Source organism: Paenibacillus polymyxa, from assembly GCF_018614975.1.
Taxonomy (GTDB): domain Bacteria; phylum Bacillota; class Bacilli; order Paenibacillales; family Paenibacillaceae; genus Paenibacillus; species Paenibacillus polymyxa_E.
Genome location: NZ_JAGGNR010000023.1, coordinates 24,594 through 40,386 on the forward strand (window position 1 = coordinate 24,594; position 15,793 = coordinate 40,386).

Annotated in this window: 12 protein-coding genes; all 12 read left to right on the forward strand. The window is 45.6% G+C overall.

Annotation, left to right across the window (positions count from 1 at the left end):
- Positions 1-254 precede the first annotated feature (254 nt).
- The 12 genes from rpoB (at position 255) to rplB (ending at position 15,746) form a co-directional block, all read left to right on the forward strand.
- Positions 255-3,800 carry a DNA-directed RNA polymerase subunit beta gene (gene rpoB, locus J7E78_RS19605; RefSeq protein ID WP_215077848.1) on the forward strand — a complete coding sequence of 1,182 codons (3,546 nt, stop codon included), beginning with the start codon at positions 255-257 and terminating at the stop codon, positions 3,798-3,800.
- Between the two features lie 112 nt (positions 3,801-3,912).
- Positions 3,913-7,527, forward strand: a complete 3,615-nt coding sequence (rpoC, locus tag J7E78_RS19610) for a DNA-directed RNA polymerase subunit beta' (RefSeq protein WP_215077849.1) — start codon at positions 3,913-3,915, stop codon at positions 7,525-7,527.
- A 204-nt stretch (positions 7,528-7,731) separates the two neighbouring features.
- Positions 7,732-7,980 carry a ribosomal L7Ae/L30e/S12e/Gadd45 family protein gene (locus J7E78_RS19615; RefSeq protein ID WP_215077850.1) on the forward strand — a complete coding sequence of 83 codons (249 nt, stop codon included), beginning with the start codon at positions 7,732-7,734 and terminating at the stop codon, positions 7,978-7,980.
- 153 nt (positions 7,981-8,133) lie between these two features.
- Entirely contained in the window at positions 8,134-8,556 is a 423-nt protein-coding gene (rpsL, locus tag J7E78_RS19620; RefSeq protein ID WP_017692070.1) for a 30S ribosomal protein S12, read from the forward strand.
- 87 nt (positions 8,557-8,643) lie between these two features.
- The gene (gene rpsG / locus J7E78_RS19625) at positions 8,644-9,114 is read left to right on the forward strand and encodes a 30S ribosomal protein S7 (RefSeq protein WP_017692071.1); all 471 of its coding nucleotides are present in this window, start codon (positions 8,644-8,646) and stop codon (positions 9,112-9,114) included.
- Between the two features lie 50 nt (positions 9,115-9,164).
- Positions 9,165-11,243, forward strand: a complete 2,079-nt coding sequence (gene fusA, locus J7E78_RS19630) for an elongation factor G (RefSeq protein ID WP_215077851.1) — start codon at positions 9,165-9,167, stop codon at positions 11,241-11,243.
- Positions 11,244-11,341: 98 nt separating this feature from the next.
- On the forward strand, positions 11,342-12,532 hold the full coding sequence (gene tuf, locus J7E78_RS19635; protein WP_215077852.1) for an elongation factor Tu: 1,191 nt from the start codon (positions 11,342-11,344) through the stop codon (positions 12,530-12,532).
- A gap of 435 nt (positions 12,533-12,967) precedes the next feature.
- Positions 12,968-13,276, forward strand: a complete 309-nt coding sequence (rpsJ, locus tag J7E78_RS19640) for a 30S ribosomal protein S10 (protein WP_017692074.1) — start codon at positions 12,968-12,970, stop codon at positions 13,274-13,276.
- Between the two features lie 46 nt (positions 13,277-13,322).
- Positions 13,323-13,946 (forward strand): 50S ribosomal protein L3, encoded by a 624-nt coding sequence (rplC, locus tag J7E78_RS19645; RefSeq protein WP_017692075.1) that lies wholly within the window; start codon positions 13,323-13,325, stop codon positions 13,944-13,946.
- 25 nt (positions 13,947-13,971) lie between these two features.
- Positions 13,972-14,595: a 50S ribosomal protein L4 gene (gene rplD / locus J7E78_RS19650; protein ID WP_017692076.1), complete on the forward strand. Its 624-nt coding sequence runs from the start codon at positions 13,972-13,974 to the stop codon at positions 14,593-14,595.
- Positions 14,595-14,885, forward strand: a complete 291-nt coding sequence (gene rplW, locus J7E78_RS19655; protein WP_017692077.1) for a 50S ribosomal protein L23 — start codon at positions 14,595-14,597, stop codon at positions 14,883-14,885. Before rplD ends, rplW begins: the two co-directional genes overlap by 1 nt.
- A 30-nt stretch (positions 14,886-14,915) precedes the next feature.
- Positions 14,916-15,746 carry a 50S ribosomal protein L2 gene (gene rplB / locus J7E78_RS19660; protein ID WP_017692078.1) on the forward strand — a complete coding sequence of 277 codons (831 nt, stop codon included), beginning with the start codon at positions 14,916-14,918 and terminating at the stop codon, positions 15,744-15,746.
- The last annotated feature ends 47 nt before the right edge of the window (positions 15,747-15,793 follow it).

Below are 15,793 nucleotides of genomic sequence, written 5' to 3' on the forward strand. Positions count from 1 at the left end.
TTTTACGCCGAACGGGCTTATTATGCCTACGTTTGGCGTATAATATGTACATTTTGGGCAAACTGGGGATAAGAATGATTTGGAAAGACATCCGCCGATCAAAGTTGCTCTTTTTTCGAACGACATTTCGAGTAAGGGCTTTTCTTTATTTGTGGATACATTGCTTTGCTCTGTATGTGTACCATTATAAGGTTACAAACAGAGGTTCGCAACGAAATTTTTAAAGTGAGTAGACATTGAGGGGTGAGTTTAAGTTGGCAGGACATCTTGTTCAATATGGTCGACGCACTCGGCGCAGTTATGCACGAATTAACGAGATACTCGAAGTTCCGAACCTGATTGAAATCCAACAAAAATCCTATGATTGGTTTTTGGAGGAAGGGTTGCGCGAAATGTTCCAGGATATCTCGCCGATCCAGGATTTTACAGGTAACTTAATTTTGGAATTTATCGATTACAGTCTCGGTGAACCGAAGTATACAGTAGACGACGCGAAAGAGCGTGACGTTACGTATGCAGCGCCGCTTCGGGTCAAAGTCCGGCTCATTAATAAGGAAACCGGCGAAGTCAAAGAGCAGGAAGTATTCATGGGAGATTTCCCGCTGATGACCAACACGGGCACATTTATTATTAATGGTGCGGAACGGGTTATTGTCAGCCAGTTGGTTCGCTCTCCTAGCGTTTACTTCAGTACCAAAGTAGATAAAAACGCCAAAAAAACGTATACCGCTACAGTTATTCCTAACCGCGGCGCTTGGCTCGAACTGGAGATGGACGCGAAGGATGTTGTTTACGTCCGGATCGACCGTACACGTAAAATACCGGTTACGGTTCTCCTGCGTTCACTTGGTTTTGGCACAGATGCTGAGATTTTGGATCTGCTCGGTAATGACGAATATATCCGCAACACACTGGACAAAGACAACACGGATTCCACGGAGAAAGCACTCATTGAGATCTATGAGCGTCTTCGTCCGGGCGAGCCTCCAACGCTGGATAATGCGAAAAGCTTGCTCGTAGCACGTTTCTTTGATCCAAAACGTTATGACCTGGCTAATGTAGGTCGTTACAAAATGAATAAAAAACTTCACATCAAAAACCGCTTGTTTAACCAGCGCTTGGCTGAGTCACTTGTTGACACTGAGACAGGTGAAATCATTGCTGAAGCAGGTCAAATGGTTGATCGTCGTTTGTTGGATGAAATCATGCCGTATCTGGAGAAAAGCGTTGGATTCCGCACGTATCATGTGGGTAACGGCGTTTTGGATGCCAATGATATCCCTATGCAAACGATTGATGTGTTCTCACCAACTGAAGATGGTAAAGTGGTCAAACTGATTGCCAATGCAAACATTGACAAGTCCGTCAAAAACGTGACACCGGCGGATATCATTTCGTCCATCAGTTATTTCCTTAACCTTCTGCAGGGAATTGGTAGCACGGATGATATCGATCATTTGGGTAACCGTCGTTTGCGTTCGGTGGGTGAACTCCTGCAGAACCAGTTCCGTATTGGCTTGTCCCGTATGGAGCGTGTGGTTCGTGAGAGAATGTCCATTCAGGATGCTAACGTAATTACACCACAGGCTTTGATTAACATACGTCCTGTTATTGCATCGATCAAAGAGTTCTTTGGTAGCTCTCAGTTGTCACAGTTTATGGATCAAACGAACCCGCTGGGTGAGTTGACACATAAACGTCGTTTGTCCGCACTTGGACCCGGTGGTTTGACGCGTGAGCGCGCAGGTATGGAAGTACGTGACGTCCATCCATCCCACTATGGCCGTATGTGTCCAATCGAGACGCCAGAGGGACCAAACATCGGTTTGATCAACTCCTTGTCTACGTTCGCCCGTGTGAATGAATATGGCTTCATTGAAGCTCCATATCGTTGGGTTGATCCGAAAACAGGTATTGTAACCGAGCAAATTGATTACCTGACAGCGGACGAAGAGGACAACTATGTTATCGCGCAAGCGAATGCGAAGTTGAACGAAGACGGTACATTTGAAGAAGAAGCGATCATTGTACGTTACAACAAACAGTCGGATAACATCCTTACGATGCCGAGTGAGCGAGTTGACTACATGGACGTATCTCCTAAACAGGTTGTATCCGTCGCTACAGCGCTGATCCCGTTCCTTGAGAACGATGACTCCAACCGTGCACTCATGGGATCTAACATGCAGCGGCAGGCGGTTCCACTCTTGATTCCTAAAGCACCACTTGTAGGAACAGGTATGGAGCACAAAGCTGCAAAAGATTCTGGTGTATGTATTGTCTCCGATTATGACGGAATTATTGAACGTTCTTCTGCGAACGAAATTTGGCTCCGTCGAGTTGAAGAAGTGGACGGTCAGGAAGTTAAAGGCGATATCGTTAAATATAAATTACACAAATTTATGCGTTCGAACCAAGGAACATGCATTAACCAGCGTCCGATTGTCAAAAGAGGTGCCGCTGTCAAAGCTGGCGATATCCTCGCTGATGGTCCTTCAACGGAAATGGGTGAATTGGCTCTGGGACGTAACGTTGTTGTTGCCTTCATGACTTGGGAAGGTTACAACTACGAGGATGCGATCTTGCTCAGTGAAAAACTCGTTAAGGAAGATGTATACACATCCATCCACATCGAGGAGTATGAGTCAGAAGCACGTGATACTAAGCTCGGACCTGAAGAGATCACACGTGACATCCCTAACGTTGGGGAAGAAGCGCTGCGTAACTTGGATGAGCGCGGTATTATCCGCATTGGTGCTGAGATCAGTGCTGGCGACATTCTGGTTGGTAAAGTAACACCTAAGGGTGTAACAGAGCTGACTGCAGAAGAACGTCTCTTGCATGCGATCTTTGGTGAGAAAGCACGTGAAGTACGTGATACTTCGTTGCGTGTACCACATGGTACTGACGGTATCGTAGTAGACGTGAAAGTATTTACCCGTGAAAACGGTGATGAGCTGCCTCCAGGTGTTAACCAACTCGTTCGTGTATATATCGCTCAAAAACGGAAAATTTCCGAGGGTGATAAAATGGCCGGACGTCACGGTAACAAAGGGGTCGTGGCCCGCATCTTGCCGGAAGAAGATATGCCTTTCCTGCCAGACGGTACACCGGTTCAGATCGTTCTTAACCCACTGGGCGTACCTTCCCGGATGAACATCGGTCAAGTGCTCGAGGTTCACTTGGGTATGGCGGCGATGCAACTGGGTATTCACGTCGCAACTCCTGTATTCGACGGAGCGAAGGAGTATGACGTCTTCGATACGATGGAAGAAGCAGGTATGCAACGTAATGGTAAAACTGTCCTGTATGATGGTCGTACAGGTGAAGAGTTTGAACGTGAAGTTACCGTAGGTGTCATGCACATGATCAAATTGGCACACATGGTTGATGATAAAATCCATGCCCGTTCCACGGGTCCTTACTCACTTGTTACGCAACAGCCATTGGGTGGTAAAGCCCAATTTGGTGGACAACGTTTCGGGGAGATGGAAGTATGGGCGCTTGAGGCTTACGGTGCTGCTTATACACTGCAAGAAATCTTGACCGTTAAATCCGATGACGTTGTTGGTCGGGTTAAAACGTATGAATCCATCGTCAAAGGTGAGAATGTTCCGGAACCAGGCGTTCCAGAATCATTTAAAGTATTGATCAAAGAGCTGCAAAGCTTGGGTATGGACGTTAAGATTTTGAGCGAAGATGAGCAAGAGATTGAAATGAGAGAAATGGACGATGAAGATGACGCTGCGAGCGATAAGCTCAGCCTCAACCTTGAGGGTACAGAGGTCGGAGCGGAATAAACCGCTTCGAGCGCATGATGACCGGCGTTTTTCATCAGGCTCGCATCTTCTCCGGCTTCGGCCGGAGAGGGCGTAACCTAGAATACAGGAATTGGTTAAGGAGGGTTGCTCCTTGTTGGACGTCAACAATTTCGAATACATGAAGATCGGGCTTGCTTCCCCAGAGAAAATTCGTTCTTGGTCCCGCGGAGAAGTGAAAAAACCGGAAACGATCAACTATCGTACGTTGAAACCGGAAAAAGAAGGGCTGTTCTGCGAAAAGATTTTTGGCCCTACAAAAGACTGGGAATGTCATTGCGGTAAATACAAACGCGTCCGTTATAAAGGCGTTGTCTGTGATCGTTGTGGCGTTGAAGTAACACGTGCGAAAGTACGCCGCGAACGGATGGGCCATATTGAGCTCGCTGCTCCGGTATCGCATATCTGGTACTTCAAAGGTATTCCGAGCCGTATGGGTCTTGCTCTGGATATGTCTCCAAGATCTCTTGAAGAGATTATTTATTTTGCATCATATGTTGTAACTGATCCAGGAGAAACTCCACTGGAGAAAAAACAGCTGTTGTCCGAGAAAGAATACCGCAGCTACCGTGAAAAATACGGCTATGGTTTCCAGGCTGGCATGGGCGCAGAAGCGGTTAAAAAATTGCTTCAAGACCTTGACATAGACAAAGAGCTCGAGTTCCTGAAAGAAGAGCTCCGGACTGCGCAAGGACAACGTCGTAATCGTGCAATTAAACGTCTGGAAGTTATCGAAGCATTCCGCAACTCCGGCAATAAGCCAGAGTGGATGATCATGGATGTACTTCCTGTTATCCCGCCGGAACTTCGTCCAATGGTACAGTTGGATGGTGGACGTTTTGCAACGTCTGACCTGAATGACTTGTATCGCCGTGTAATCAACCGGAACAACCGTCTGAAACGTCTGCTTGATCTGGGCGCGCCAGATATTATCGTGCAAAATGAAAAACGGATGTTGCAGGAAGCTGTTGACGCATTGATCGATAATGGTCGTCGTGGACGCCCGGTGACGGGTCCTGGTAACCGTCCATTGAAATCTCTCAGCCACATGCTGAAAGGTAAACAAGGACGTTTCCGTCAAAACTTGCTCGGTAAACGGGTTGACTATTCTGGTCGTTCCGTTATCGTTGTTGGACCTTACCTGAAAATGTATCAGTGTGGTCTGCCAAAAGATATGGCACTTGAATTGTTCAAGCCTTTTGTTATGAAAGAGCTTGTAAATAAAGGGCTTGCCCACAACATCAAGAGCGCGAAACGTAAAGTTGAACGTGTAAGTCCTGAAGTATGGGATGTTCTTGAAGAAGTAATCAAGGAGCATCCGGTTCTGTTGAACCGTGCCCCTACGCTTCACAGACTCGGTATTCAAGCATTTGAACCGATTCTCGTTGAAGGTAAAGCAATTCGTCTTCACCCGCTCGTATGTACGGCATACAATGCCGACTTTGACGGTGACCAAATGGCCGTGCACGTTCCGTTATCCGCTGAAGCTCAAGCGGAAGCACGTATCCTGATGCTTGCATCAGGTAACATTTTGAACCCGAAAGACGGTAAACCGGTTGTTACTCCTTCCCAGGATATGGTGCTTGGTTCTTATTACCTCACTATGGACAACAAGGAAGAAAAGGGCACAGGTATGATCTTGCGTACAGTTAACGAAGCTGTATCCGCATATCAACGTGGTACTGCTGGTCTGCATGCGCGTGTAGCTATTCCGGTTAAGGCGCTTGGTAAAACAAGCTTCACGGAAAAACAGCAAGAAGGAATGTTGCTGACAACGATCGGTAAAATTATCTTCAATGAAATTTTCCCGGCAAGCTTCCCGTATATCAATGATGCGACTCGTGCTAACCTATACCAAGGTACTGCAGATCACTCATTTGTATATGAAAAAGGCGCTGATCTCAGAGAAGCTATTATGAATGCTCCTCTGGCTGGCGGTGTCGGTAAAGAATACCTCGGCTCCATCATTGCACGTTGTTTTGAAATTTATCACACAACGGAAACAGCCGTTATTTTGGATAAAATCAAACAACTTGGATTCACATACTCTACACGTGCCGGTATTACGGTTGCGGTATCTGATGTTATCGTTCCGCCTGAGAAGTTTGAAATCCTTAGACAATCTGAGGAAAAAGCACAAATCGTTACGAATCAGTACCGTCGTGGTCTGATTACGAATGAAGAGCGCTATGACCGTATCATTGATATCTGGTCAAAATCCAAAGATGACATCACTGAGATTCTGATGAAATCAATGGATCGTTACAACTCGATTATGATGATGGTAGACTCCAAAGCACGGGGTAACAAATCGCAAATCACCCAATTGGGCGGTATGCGTGGTCTGATGGCCAACCCATCCGGTCGAATTATCGAACTCCCAATCAAATCGAACTTCCGTGAAGGTCTGACGGTACTGGAGTACTTTATCTCCACTCACGGAGCGCGTAAAGGTTTGGCGGATACAGCCCTGCGTACAGCCGATTCAGGTTACCTGACTCGTCGTCTCGTAGACGTAGCCCAAGACGTAATCGTGCGTGATGATGATTGTGGTACAGATAAAGGCTTTACGGTAAGTCGTATTCAGGATGGTAAAGAGGTTATCGAAGATCTCTACGACCGTATTGAAGGCAGATATTGCTTCGAGACTCTTCGTCATCCGGAAACGAAAGAAATCATTGTAGGTCGCAATGAATTGATTGACTCCGATAAAGCAGAAGCGATCATCAAAGCAGGTATTACTAAATTGCAAATCCGATCCGTCCTCAGCTGCCGTGCAAGTCATGGTGTCTGCAAGAAGTGTTATGGTCGCAACCTCGCGACAGGTAAACACGTGGAGATTGGTGAAGCAGTTGGTATTATTGCAGCACAGTCCATTGGTGAGCCGGGAACACAGCTTACAATGCGTACATTCCACACCGGTGGTGTAGCCGGAGACGATATTACGCAAGGTTTGCCGCGTATCCAGGAGTTGTTTGAAGCTCGTAATCCTAAGGGTCAAGCAACAATCAGTGAGATTGATGGTGTAGTTAAAGAGATTCGCGAAGCGAAAGATCGTCGTGAAATCGAAATTCAAGGTGAAGCGGAATCCAAAGTATACGCCGTTACCTACGGTTCCCGTGTGCGCGTAAGCGAAGGCATGGAAATTGAAGCGGGTGACGAGTTGACAGACGGTTCCATCGATCCAAAAGAAATGCTGCGCATTAAAGGCATACGTGGCGTACAAAACTACATTTTGCAGGAAGTACAACGCGTATACCGTAACCAAGGCGTAGAAATCAATGACAAACACGTTGAAGTTATGATCCGTCAAATGTTGCGTAAAATCCGCATCGTTGATGCAGGAGATACAACACTGTTGCCAGGGTCGTTCGTGGATATGCATGAGTACGAAAGAGCTAACAAAATAGCGATCCTTAGTGATAAAGAGCCAGCGGTTGCAAAACCAATCCTGCTCGGTATTACGAAAGCATCCTTGGAAACAGACTCCTTCCTCTCGGCGGCTTCGTTCCAAGAAACTACACGTGTATTGACAGATGCGGCGATCAAAGGTAAAGTCGATCAGTTGCTCGGTCTGAAAGAAAATGTAATCATCGGTAAATTGATTCCTGCTGGTACAGGTATGCACCGTTACCGCAGCATCAAATTTGCTGAGCCAGAAGATGGTCAATCTTCAGTAGAAGAACTTGAGCCAGTTTCGGTTGATTAAATAGATGCCTCTCATTTAGAGGGGAATGAAAGTTATGTGCGTCAGGAGGCGGACGCTTGTATAATGCAGGCGGACGAATCCTGATGTGCGTAAACTTTAAAAAAATGTTTTAGGATTAGCATTGACAATGCTTGCGCTAGATGCTAATATATCAAAGGTGCGTGGGCAGCTGATTGTACATGGTTCTATTCGGAGGAATGCACAATGTCTAATGAAAAAGCCTTGCAAGATGCTCATGTCAAAATAGGTACCAAACAGACCATGCGGATGGTGCAGACAGATATGGCTTCTGAAGTCTATGTCGCAGAAGATAGTGATCCGCAGCTCACTTCCAAAATCATTGCTTTGTGTGAACAACACAATGTGAAGTATACGAAAGTGGATACAATGAAAAATCTCGGCAAAGCTTGCGGGATTGGAGTGGGAGCAGCTATGGTTGCTGTCGTAAAATGATAGTGTAAGGAACGTTTTTGTCCGAGAACTTTTAGGGATTCTCCAAGGCAAAAACTTTTCATTTGTCTTTTTATGAACCGCCTGGGTCTGTGGACTTAGCGAAAAGAGGTTTATAAAGAAACATGAATATTTGAGGAAGGGGGTGGCAATCACATGCCAACTATTAATCAACTGGTTCGTAAAGGACGTCAAGCAAAAGTTGAGAAGTCAAAATCTCCAGCTTTGCAAAAAGGATTCAACGCTTTGAAACGTGAATCTACTAACATCAGTGCCCCACAAAAACGTGGTGTCTGCACTCGTGTAGGTACAATGACTCCACGTAAACCAAACTCTGCACTTCGTAAGTATGCCCGTGTTCGTCTGACGAACCGTCTCGAGGTTACTGCTTATATCCCGGGAATCGGACATAATCTTCAAGAGCACAGTGTGGTATTGATCCGCGGAGGTAAAGTTAAAGACCTTGCAGGAGTTCGTTATCACATCGTTCGTGGAGCTCTCGATACTGCAGGCGTAAACAACCGTATGCAAGCTCGTTCGAAATACGGTGCAAAACGTCCAAAAGCTAAAAAAGCCTAAACCATTATAAGCAGAGAACCTGAGAGCCTTCTGGCTTAGGTTTGGAAGGTACAGGGTCTGCTGAACAAGAAAGAAAGGGGGATATCCATGCCACGCAAAGGTCCAGTTACGAAAAGAGACGTGTTGCCTGATCCGTTATACAACAGCAAGTTGGTTACTCGTTTAATCAACCGCATCATGATCGGCGGAAAACGCGGTGTTGCTCAAAGCATTCTGTATAATGCGTTCAAGTTGATTCAAGAACGTACGGGTAATGACCCTATGGAAGTATTTGAAGCAGCGATCAAGAACATCATGCCAGTCCTGGAAGTTAAAGCTCGCCGTGTCGGCGGTGCCAACTACCAAGTACCAATCGAGGTGAAACCAGAGAGACGTACTGCTTTGGGATTACGTTGGCTCGTGAACTACTCCCGCAACCGCGGTGAGAAAACAATGGAAGAGCGTTTGGCGGCTGAGATCATCGACGCTTCCAACAACACAGGCGCTTCCGTTAAAAAACGCGAAGATACGCACAAAATGGCTGAAGCGAACAAAGCGTTTGCTCACTACCGTTGGTAGGATTCAGTTCACAATAAAAAAAACTTCAATTTTGAAGGGAGACCCATTTCATGGCTAGAGAGTTCTCCTTAAAAAATACACGTAATATCGGGATCATGGCTCATATTGATGCGGGTAAAACCACGACAACTGAGCGGATTCTGTTTTACACAGGACGTACGCACAAAATCGGTGAAGTACACGAAGGCGCTGCGACAATGGACTGGATGGAACAGGAACAGGAGCGCGGAATTACGATTACTTCCGCTGCAACTACCGCTGCTTGGAAAGGCCACCGCGTTAATATTATTGATACCCCGGGACACGTTGACTTCACTGTTGAAGTTGAACGTTCCCTTCGTGTATTGGACGGAGCAGTTGGTGTATTCAGTGCGAAAGAAGGCGTCGAGCCTCAGTCCGAAACCGTATGGAGACAGGCTGACAAGTACGGCGTACCTCGTATCGCATATGTAAACAAAATGGATATCATCGGTGCTGACTTCCTGAACGTTGTATCTGACATGCGTGATCGCCTTCAGGCAAACGCTGTTGCGATTCAACTTCCAATCGGCGCTGAAAATGATTTCACTGGTATCATCGATATCGTTGCACAAAAAGCTCATATGTACAAAGATGATCTTGGTCAAGATATCGAAGAAACCGACATTCCTGCAGAATTTGCAGATCAAGTTGAAGAACTTCGCAACGAGTTGATTGAGCGCGTTGCTGAACTGGATGAAGATTTGACAATGAAATACCTGGAAGGCGAAGAAATCACAATTGATGAGATCAAAGCCGTACTCCGTAAAGGTGTTGTAGATGTTAAGATCTTCCCGGTTATCTGTGGATCCTCGTATCGTAACAAAGGTGTTCAGCTGATGTTGGATGCTGTTATCGATTACTTGCCAGCTCCAACAGACGTTCCTTCGATCACTGGTCATCTTGAAGATGGAACTGAAGCAGTCCGTCAGTCATCCGATGAAGAGCCTTTCTCCGCACTGGCATTCAAAATCATGACGGACCCTTACGTTGGTAAATTGACATTCTTCCGCGTATACTCTGGTGTTCTTCAATCCGGATCATATGTATTGAATGCCACTAAAAACAAACGTGAGCGTATCGGTCGTATCCTTCAAATGCATGCGAACAGCCGTCAAGAAATCACTGTAGTTTACTCCGGTGATATTGCAGCTGCCGTAGGTTTGAAAGATACGGGTACAGGTGATACACTATGTGATGAGAAAAATCCGGTTATCCTGGAGTCAATGAACTTCCCTGATCCGGTTATCGAAATCGCCGTTGAACCTAAAACCAAAGCTGACCAAGATAAAATGGGTGTTGCTCTCGGTAAGTTGACTGAAGAGGATCCAACTCTTCGTGCTCATACTGACGAAGAAACAGGTCAAACAATCTTGGCAGGTATGGGTGAGCTTCACCTTGATATCATCATCGACCGTATGCGTCGTGAGTTCAAGGTTGAAACTACTGTGGGTAAACCACAAGTAGCTTACCGTGAAACATTCCGTGCTCCAGCGCGCGTTGAAGGTAAATTCGTACGTCAATCCGGTGGTCGTGGTCAATACGGTCACGTATGGGTTGAATTCGAACCTCTCGAGCCGGGTACAGGCAGCCAGTTCGAAAGTAAGGTTGTCGGTGGTTCCGTACCAAGAGAATACATTCAACCTGCACTGTCAGGGATTGAAGAGCAAATGAAAAACGGCGTTATTGCAGGCTTCCCGCTTGTTGACGTTAAGGCTACAATTGTAGACGGATCTTACCATGATGTCGATTCCAATGAGATGGCATTTAAAATTGCCGGATCCATGGCGCTTAAAGCGGCTAAAGACAAGTGTAAGCCAGTTCTGCTTGAGCCTATCATGAAAGTAGAAGTAACTGTTCCGGAAGAGTACATGGGTGACGTAATGGGTATGTTGAACTCCCGTCGTGGCCGCATTGAAGGTATGGATTCCCGTAGTGGAGCTCAAATCATCCGTGCTAAGGTACCTTTGTCTGAAATGTTTGGTTACTCTACAACTCTTCGTTCCGGTACTCAAGGACGCGGCGTATTCTCCATGGAACTCTCTCACTATGAAGAAGTTCCTAAGAGCATTGCTGAAGAAATCGTTGCCAAAACAAAAGGCACCGAGTAGTAGTTTTCTCACACTGGATGCAAGTGCATAAGAATTCATTTCGGAGCACTTCATTCAGTGAAAACATAAAATTATAATTCTAAGGAGGCCACGTTCAAATGGCAAAGGCTAAATACGAACGTAATAAACCCCACGTTAACATCGGTACTATTGGTCACGTCGATCACGGTAAAACAACTCTGACTGCTGCAATCACAACTGTATTGTCCAAAACTTACGGTGGTGCTGCTGTAGCATTCGACCAAATCGACAAAGCTCCAGAAGAGCGCGAGCGCGGTATCACTATCTCCACAGCACACGTTGAGTACGAAACTGATACTCGTCACTACGCTCACGTTGACTGCCCAGGTCACGCCGACTATGTTAAAAACATGATCACTGGCGCGGCTCAAATGGATGGAGCTATCTTGGTAGTATCCGCAGCTGATGGCCCAATGCCACAAACTCGTGAGCATATCTTGCTCTCCCGTCAAGTAGGCGTACCTTACATTGTTGTATTCTTGAACAAATGTGACATGGTTGAAGACGAAGAGTTGTTGGAATTGGTTGAGATGGAAGTTCGCGACCTTCTTAACGAATATGAGTTCCCAGGTGACGATACTCCAATCACTCGTGGATCCGCTCGTGAAGCACTGGCAAACCCAGATGGCGAATGGGCTCAAAAAATCGTTGAGATGTTCAAAGAGATCGACACTTACATCCCACTGCCTGAACGTCAAACTGACAAGCCTTTCTTGATGCCTGTCGAGGACGTATTCTCCATCACTGGTCGTGGTACTGTTGCTACTGGCCGTGTAGAGCGTGGTACTGTTAAAGTCGGCGAAGAGATCGAAATCGTTGGTATCACTGAAGAAACTAAAAAATCTGTTGTAACAGGCGTTGAGATGTTCCGTAAATTGCTGGATTCCGCTCAAGCGGGTGACAACATCGGTGCGTTGTTGCGTGGTGTTGACCGTAATCAAATCGAGCGTGGTCAAGTACTTGCAAAACCAGGTTCTGTTAAGCCACACACAGAATTCACAGCTCAAATCTACGTTCTGACAAAAGAAGAGGGCGGACGTCACAAACCATTCTTCACTGGTTACCGTCCACAGTTCTACTTCCGTACAACTGACGTAACAGGCATCATCAACTTGCCTGAAGGTACTGAAATGGTAATGCCTGGTGATAACATCACTGTTACTGTTTCCCTGATCTCCCCAATCGCGATTGAAGAAGGAACTAAATTCTCCATTCGTGAAGGCGGACGTACAGTTGGTGCCGGTTCCGTAGCATCTATCCAAAAATAATTCGGCTTATGCTGAATAAAGCATATGTAACAGTGTACTGGAACGAGTAACATTGTATTGTAACGAAGCTTCGGAAGAGTTCTTTATCCGACATCGGATAGAGAACTCTTTTATTATGTTTAAAGTTCGGAACCTACGTCATACGAAATGAACATCATTTAGGAGTTTAGAAGGATTGGCAAGGCAGCCTGGATATTGAAGATAAACACTGCAATAAACGAAGTCATTTCATCAGAAAAGATAAGTTTAAATGTTTTTCTTAAATATGCTTGCAATACGCCTATCTTTTCTATATAATAATAAATGTTGTTCTGTGACGTTGCGATGATGTGAGAGGTTACTGGCACACCCGGCCCCTTTGCCATGGGAGAGTGGCTAGAAAATTTTCACGGAGTATGTCCGATAAAAAATTGGGCGATAGAAGGAGGGACTAAAATGGCAAAGCAAAAAATTCGTATTCGTTTGAAAGCTTACGACCACAGAATTCTTGATCAATCCGCGGAGAAAATTGTTGAAACAGCAAAACGTTCGGGTGCTGGTGTATCCGGTCCGATTCCGCTTCCTACTGAAAAACAAATCATTACTATTCTTCGTGCGGTGCACAAGTACAAGGATTCTCGGGAACAATTCGAACAACGTACACATAAACGTTTGATCGACATCGTTAACCCGACTCCACAAACTGTGGATGCCTTGATGCGCTTGGATCTGCCGTCCGGTGTAGATATCGAAATTAAATTGTAATACAAGCTATAACAAAGACCATGTATAAAGGAAAAGAGGTGTCAACATGAAAGCAATCTTAGGAAAAAAACTCGGGATGACTCAAGTATTTACTCCTGAAGGTAACGTCGTTCCAGTAACGGTTATCGAAGCAGGCCCTTGTGTTGTTTTGCAAAAGAAAGACATTGAGAACGATGGCTACGAAGCAATTCAAATCGGTTACTCCGATAAGAAAGAAAAAAATGCTAACAAGCCAGAAGCAGGTCACGCTAAAAAAGCGAACACTGCCCCTAAGCGCTACGTTCGTGAAGTTCGCGGTATCAACATCGCAGAATATGAAGTTGGCCAAGAACTGAAAGCTGACATTTTTGCTGAAGGCGAATTCGTTGACGTAACGGGTATTTCTAAAGGTAAAGGTTTTGCCGGCGTTATCAAGCGTTGGGGACAAAGCACTGGACCTATGTCACACGGTTCGCGTTACCACCGTGGCCCTGGTTCAATGGGTTCGATCCAAGCTAACCGCGTTCCTAAAGGCAAACGCCTGCCAGGACACATGGGACATGATACTATTACAATCCAACGTCTTGAAGTAGTTAAAGTAGACGCTGAGCGTAACGTGTTGCTCGTGAAAGGTTCCATTCCTGGACCGAAAAACAGTCTCATTAGAGTTAAAGAAACGGTGAAAAAATAACCACTGAAGAAAGGAGGAACACAAAATGCCAAAAGTATCAGTTTACAATGTAGATGGTAGCCAAGTAGGCGAAGTTGAATTGAACGATGCGGTTTTCGGAATTGAGCCGAACCAACACGTTCTGTACGATGCAGTTCTTATGCAACGTGCTTCCCTTCGTCAAGGTACCCACAAAGTAAAAGGACGTTCTGAAGTACGTGGCGGTGGACGTAAGCCTTGGAAACAAAAAGGTACAGGTCGCGCTCGTCAAGGTTCAATTCGTTCACCACAATGGAAAGGCGGCGGTATCGTATTTGGTCCAACACCACGGAGCTATGCGTATAAACTGCCTAAGAAAGTTCGCCGCTTGGCGATCAAATCAGCCCTTTCATCCAAAGTGCTTGACAATGACATTATCGTTTTAGACGCTCTCACGTTGAGTACGCCTAAAACTAAAGAATTCGCAGCCATCTTGAGTAACCTCAAAGTGGGACGTAAAGCTTTGATTGTAGCTCCTAGCTATGATGATAATGTAGCTCTTTCCGCACGGAATATTCCAGGCGTGAAATTCGTAGCTGCTGACGGCATTAATGTTCTTGACGTGCTTTCGCACGACAAATTGATCATTACGAAAGAAGCAGTTCAGAAGGTAGAGGAGGTGCTCGCGTAATGAAGGATCCTCGTGATATTGTAAAACGTCCGATTATTACGGAACGTACTGCTGACATGATGAACGACTTGAAATATGTATTTGAAGTCGATATCCGTGCAAACAAAACCGAGATCAAAAAGGCAGTAGAAGCTATTTTCAATGTAAAAGTGAAAAACGTGAACACGCTTCGTGTTCCAGCTAAGCCGAAACGGTACGGACGTTATTCCGGATATACTAGCGAATGGAAAAAAGCGTTTGTAACGCTGACAAAAGACAGCAAAACGCTTGAGTTCTTTGAAACTGTATAATTGAATTTTTGAAGTAAGGAGGGAAACCCAGTGCCAATCAAAAAGTATAAACCAACATCCCCGGCAAGACGGAACATGTCCGTTTCTACATTTGAGGAAATCACCACAAATCAGCCGGAGAAATCGTTGTTGGCCCCGTTGAGCAAACAAGCAGGCCGCAATAACCAAGGTAAAATTACAGTTCGTCACCATGGTGGTGGACACAAACGTAAATACCGTATCATTGACTTCAAACGTACTAAAGATGGAATACCGGGCCGCGTTGCTACGATTGAGTATGACCCGAACCGTACATCCAACATCGCTCTGATTCACTATGCTGATGGTGAGAAACGTTATATCATCGCTCCTAAAGGTTTGAAAGTTGGAGATCAAGTATTCTCCGGACCTGAATCGGACATCAAAATCGGTAACGCACTGCCACTCGAAAACATTCCAGTAGGTACCGTTATCCACAACATCGAGTTAAAACCAGGTAAAGGCGGACAATTGGTTCGTGCTGCTGGTACAGAAGCTCAATTGCTTGGTAAAGAAGAAAAATACGTTTCCGTTCGTCTCTCTTCCGGAGAAGTTCGTCGTATTTTGAAAGTTTGCCGCGCGACAATCGGATCTGTTGGTAACCAAGACCACGAGCTCATTAAAATCGGTAAAGCCGGTCGTAGCCGTTGGTTGGGTAAACGTCCTGAGGTTCGTGGTGTAGTAATGAACCCTAACGATCACCCACACGGTGGTGGTGAAGGTCGTGCTCCAATCGGACGTAAATCGCCAATGTCACCATGGGGTAAACCTACTCTTGGTTACAAAACGCGTAAGAAAAATAAAGCTTCTGATAAATACATCATTCGCCGCCGCACGAAGTAATACACACTGTGCATAACTTCGTGAGGCATCTGCGGATGCATAATAGC

Coding starts and splice junctions, on each gene's coding strand:
- rpsJ (WP_017692074.1), top strand. CDS start 12,968: ATGGCAAAGCAAAAAATTCGTATTCGTTTGAAAGCTTACGACCACAGA.
- rplC (WP_017692075.1), top strand. CDS start 13,323: ATGAAAGCAATCTTAGGAAAAAAACTCGGGATGACTCAAGTATTTACT.
- rpsL (WP_017692070.1), top strand. CDS start 8,134: ATGCCAACTATTAATCAACTGGTTCGTAAAGGACGTCAAGCAAAAGTT.
- rplW (WP_017692077.1), top strand. CDS start 14,595: ATGAAGGATCCTCGTGATATTGTAAAACGTCCGATTATTACGGAACGT.
- J7E78_RS19615 (WP_215077850.1), top strand. CDS start 7,732: ATGTCTAATGAAAAAGCCTTGCAAGATGCTCATGTCAAAATAGGTACC.
- rplD (WP_017692076.1), top strand. CDS start 13,972: ATGCCAAAAGTATCAGTTTACAATGTAGATGGTAGCCAAGTAGGCGAA.
- fusA (WP_215077851.1), top strand. CDS start 9,165: ATGGCTAGAGAGTTCTCCTTAAAAAATACACGTAATATCGGGATCATG.
- tuf (WP_215077852.1), top strand. CDS start 11,342: ATGGCAAAGGCTAAATACGAACGTAATAAACCCCACGTTAACATCGGT.
- rpsG (WP_017692071.1), top strand. CDS start 8,644: ATGCCACGCAAAGGTCCAGTTACGAAAAGAGACGTGTTGCCTGATCCG.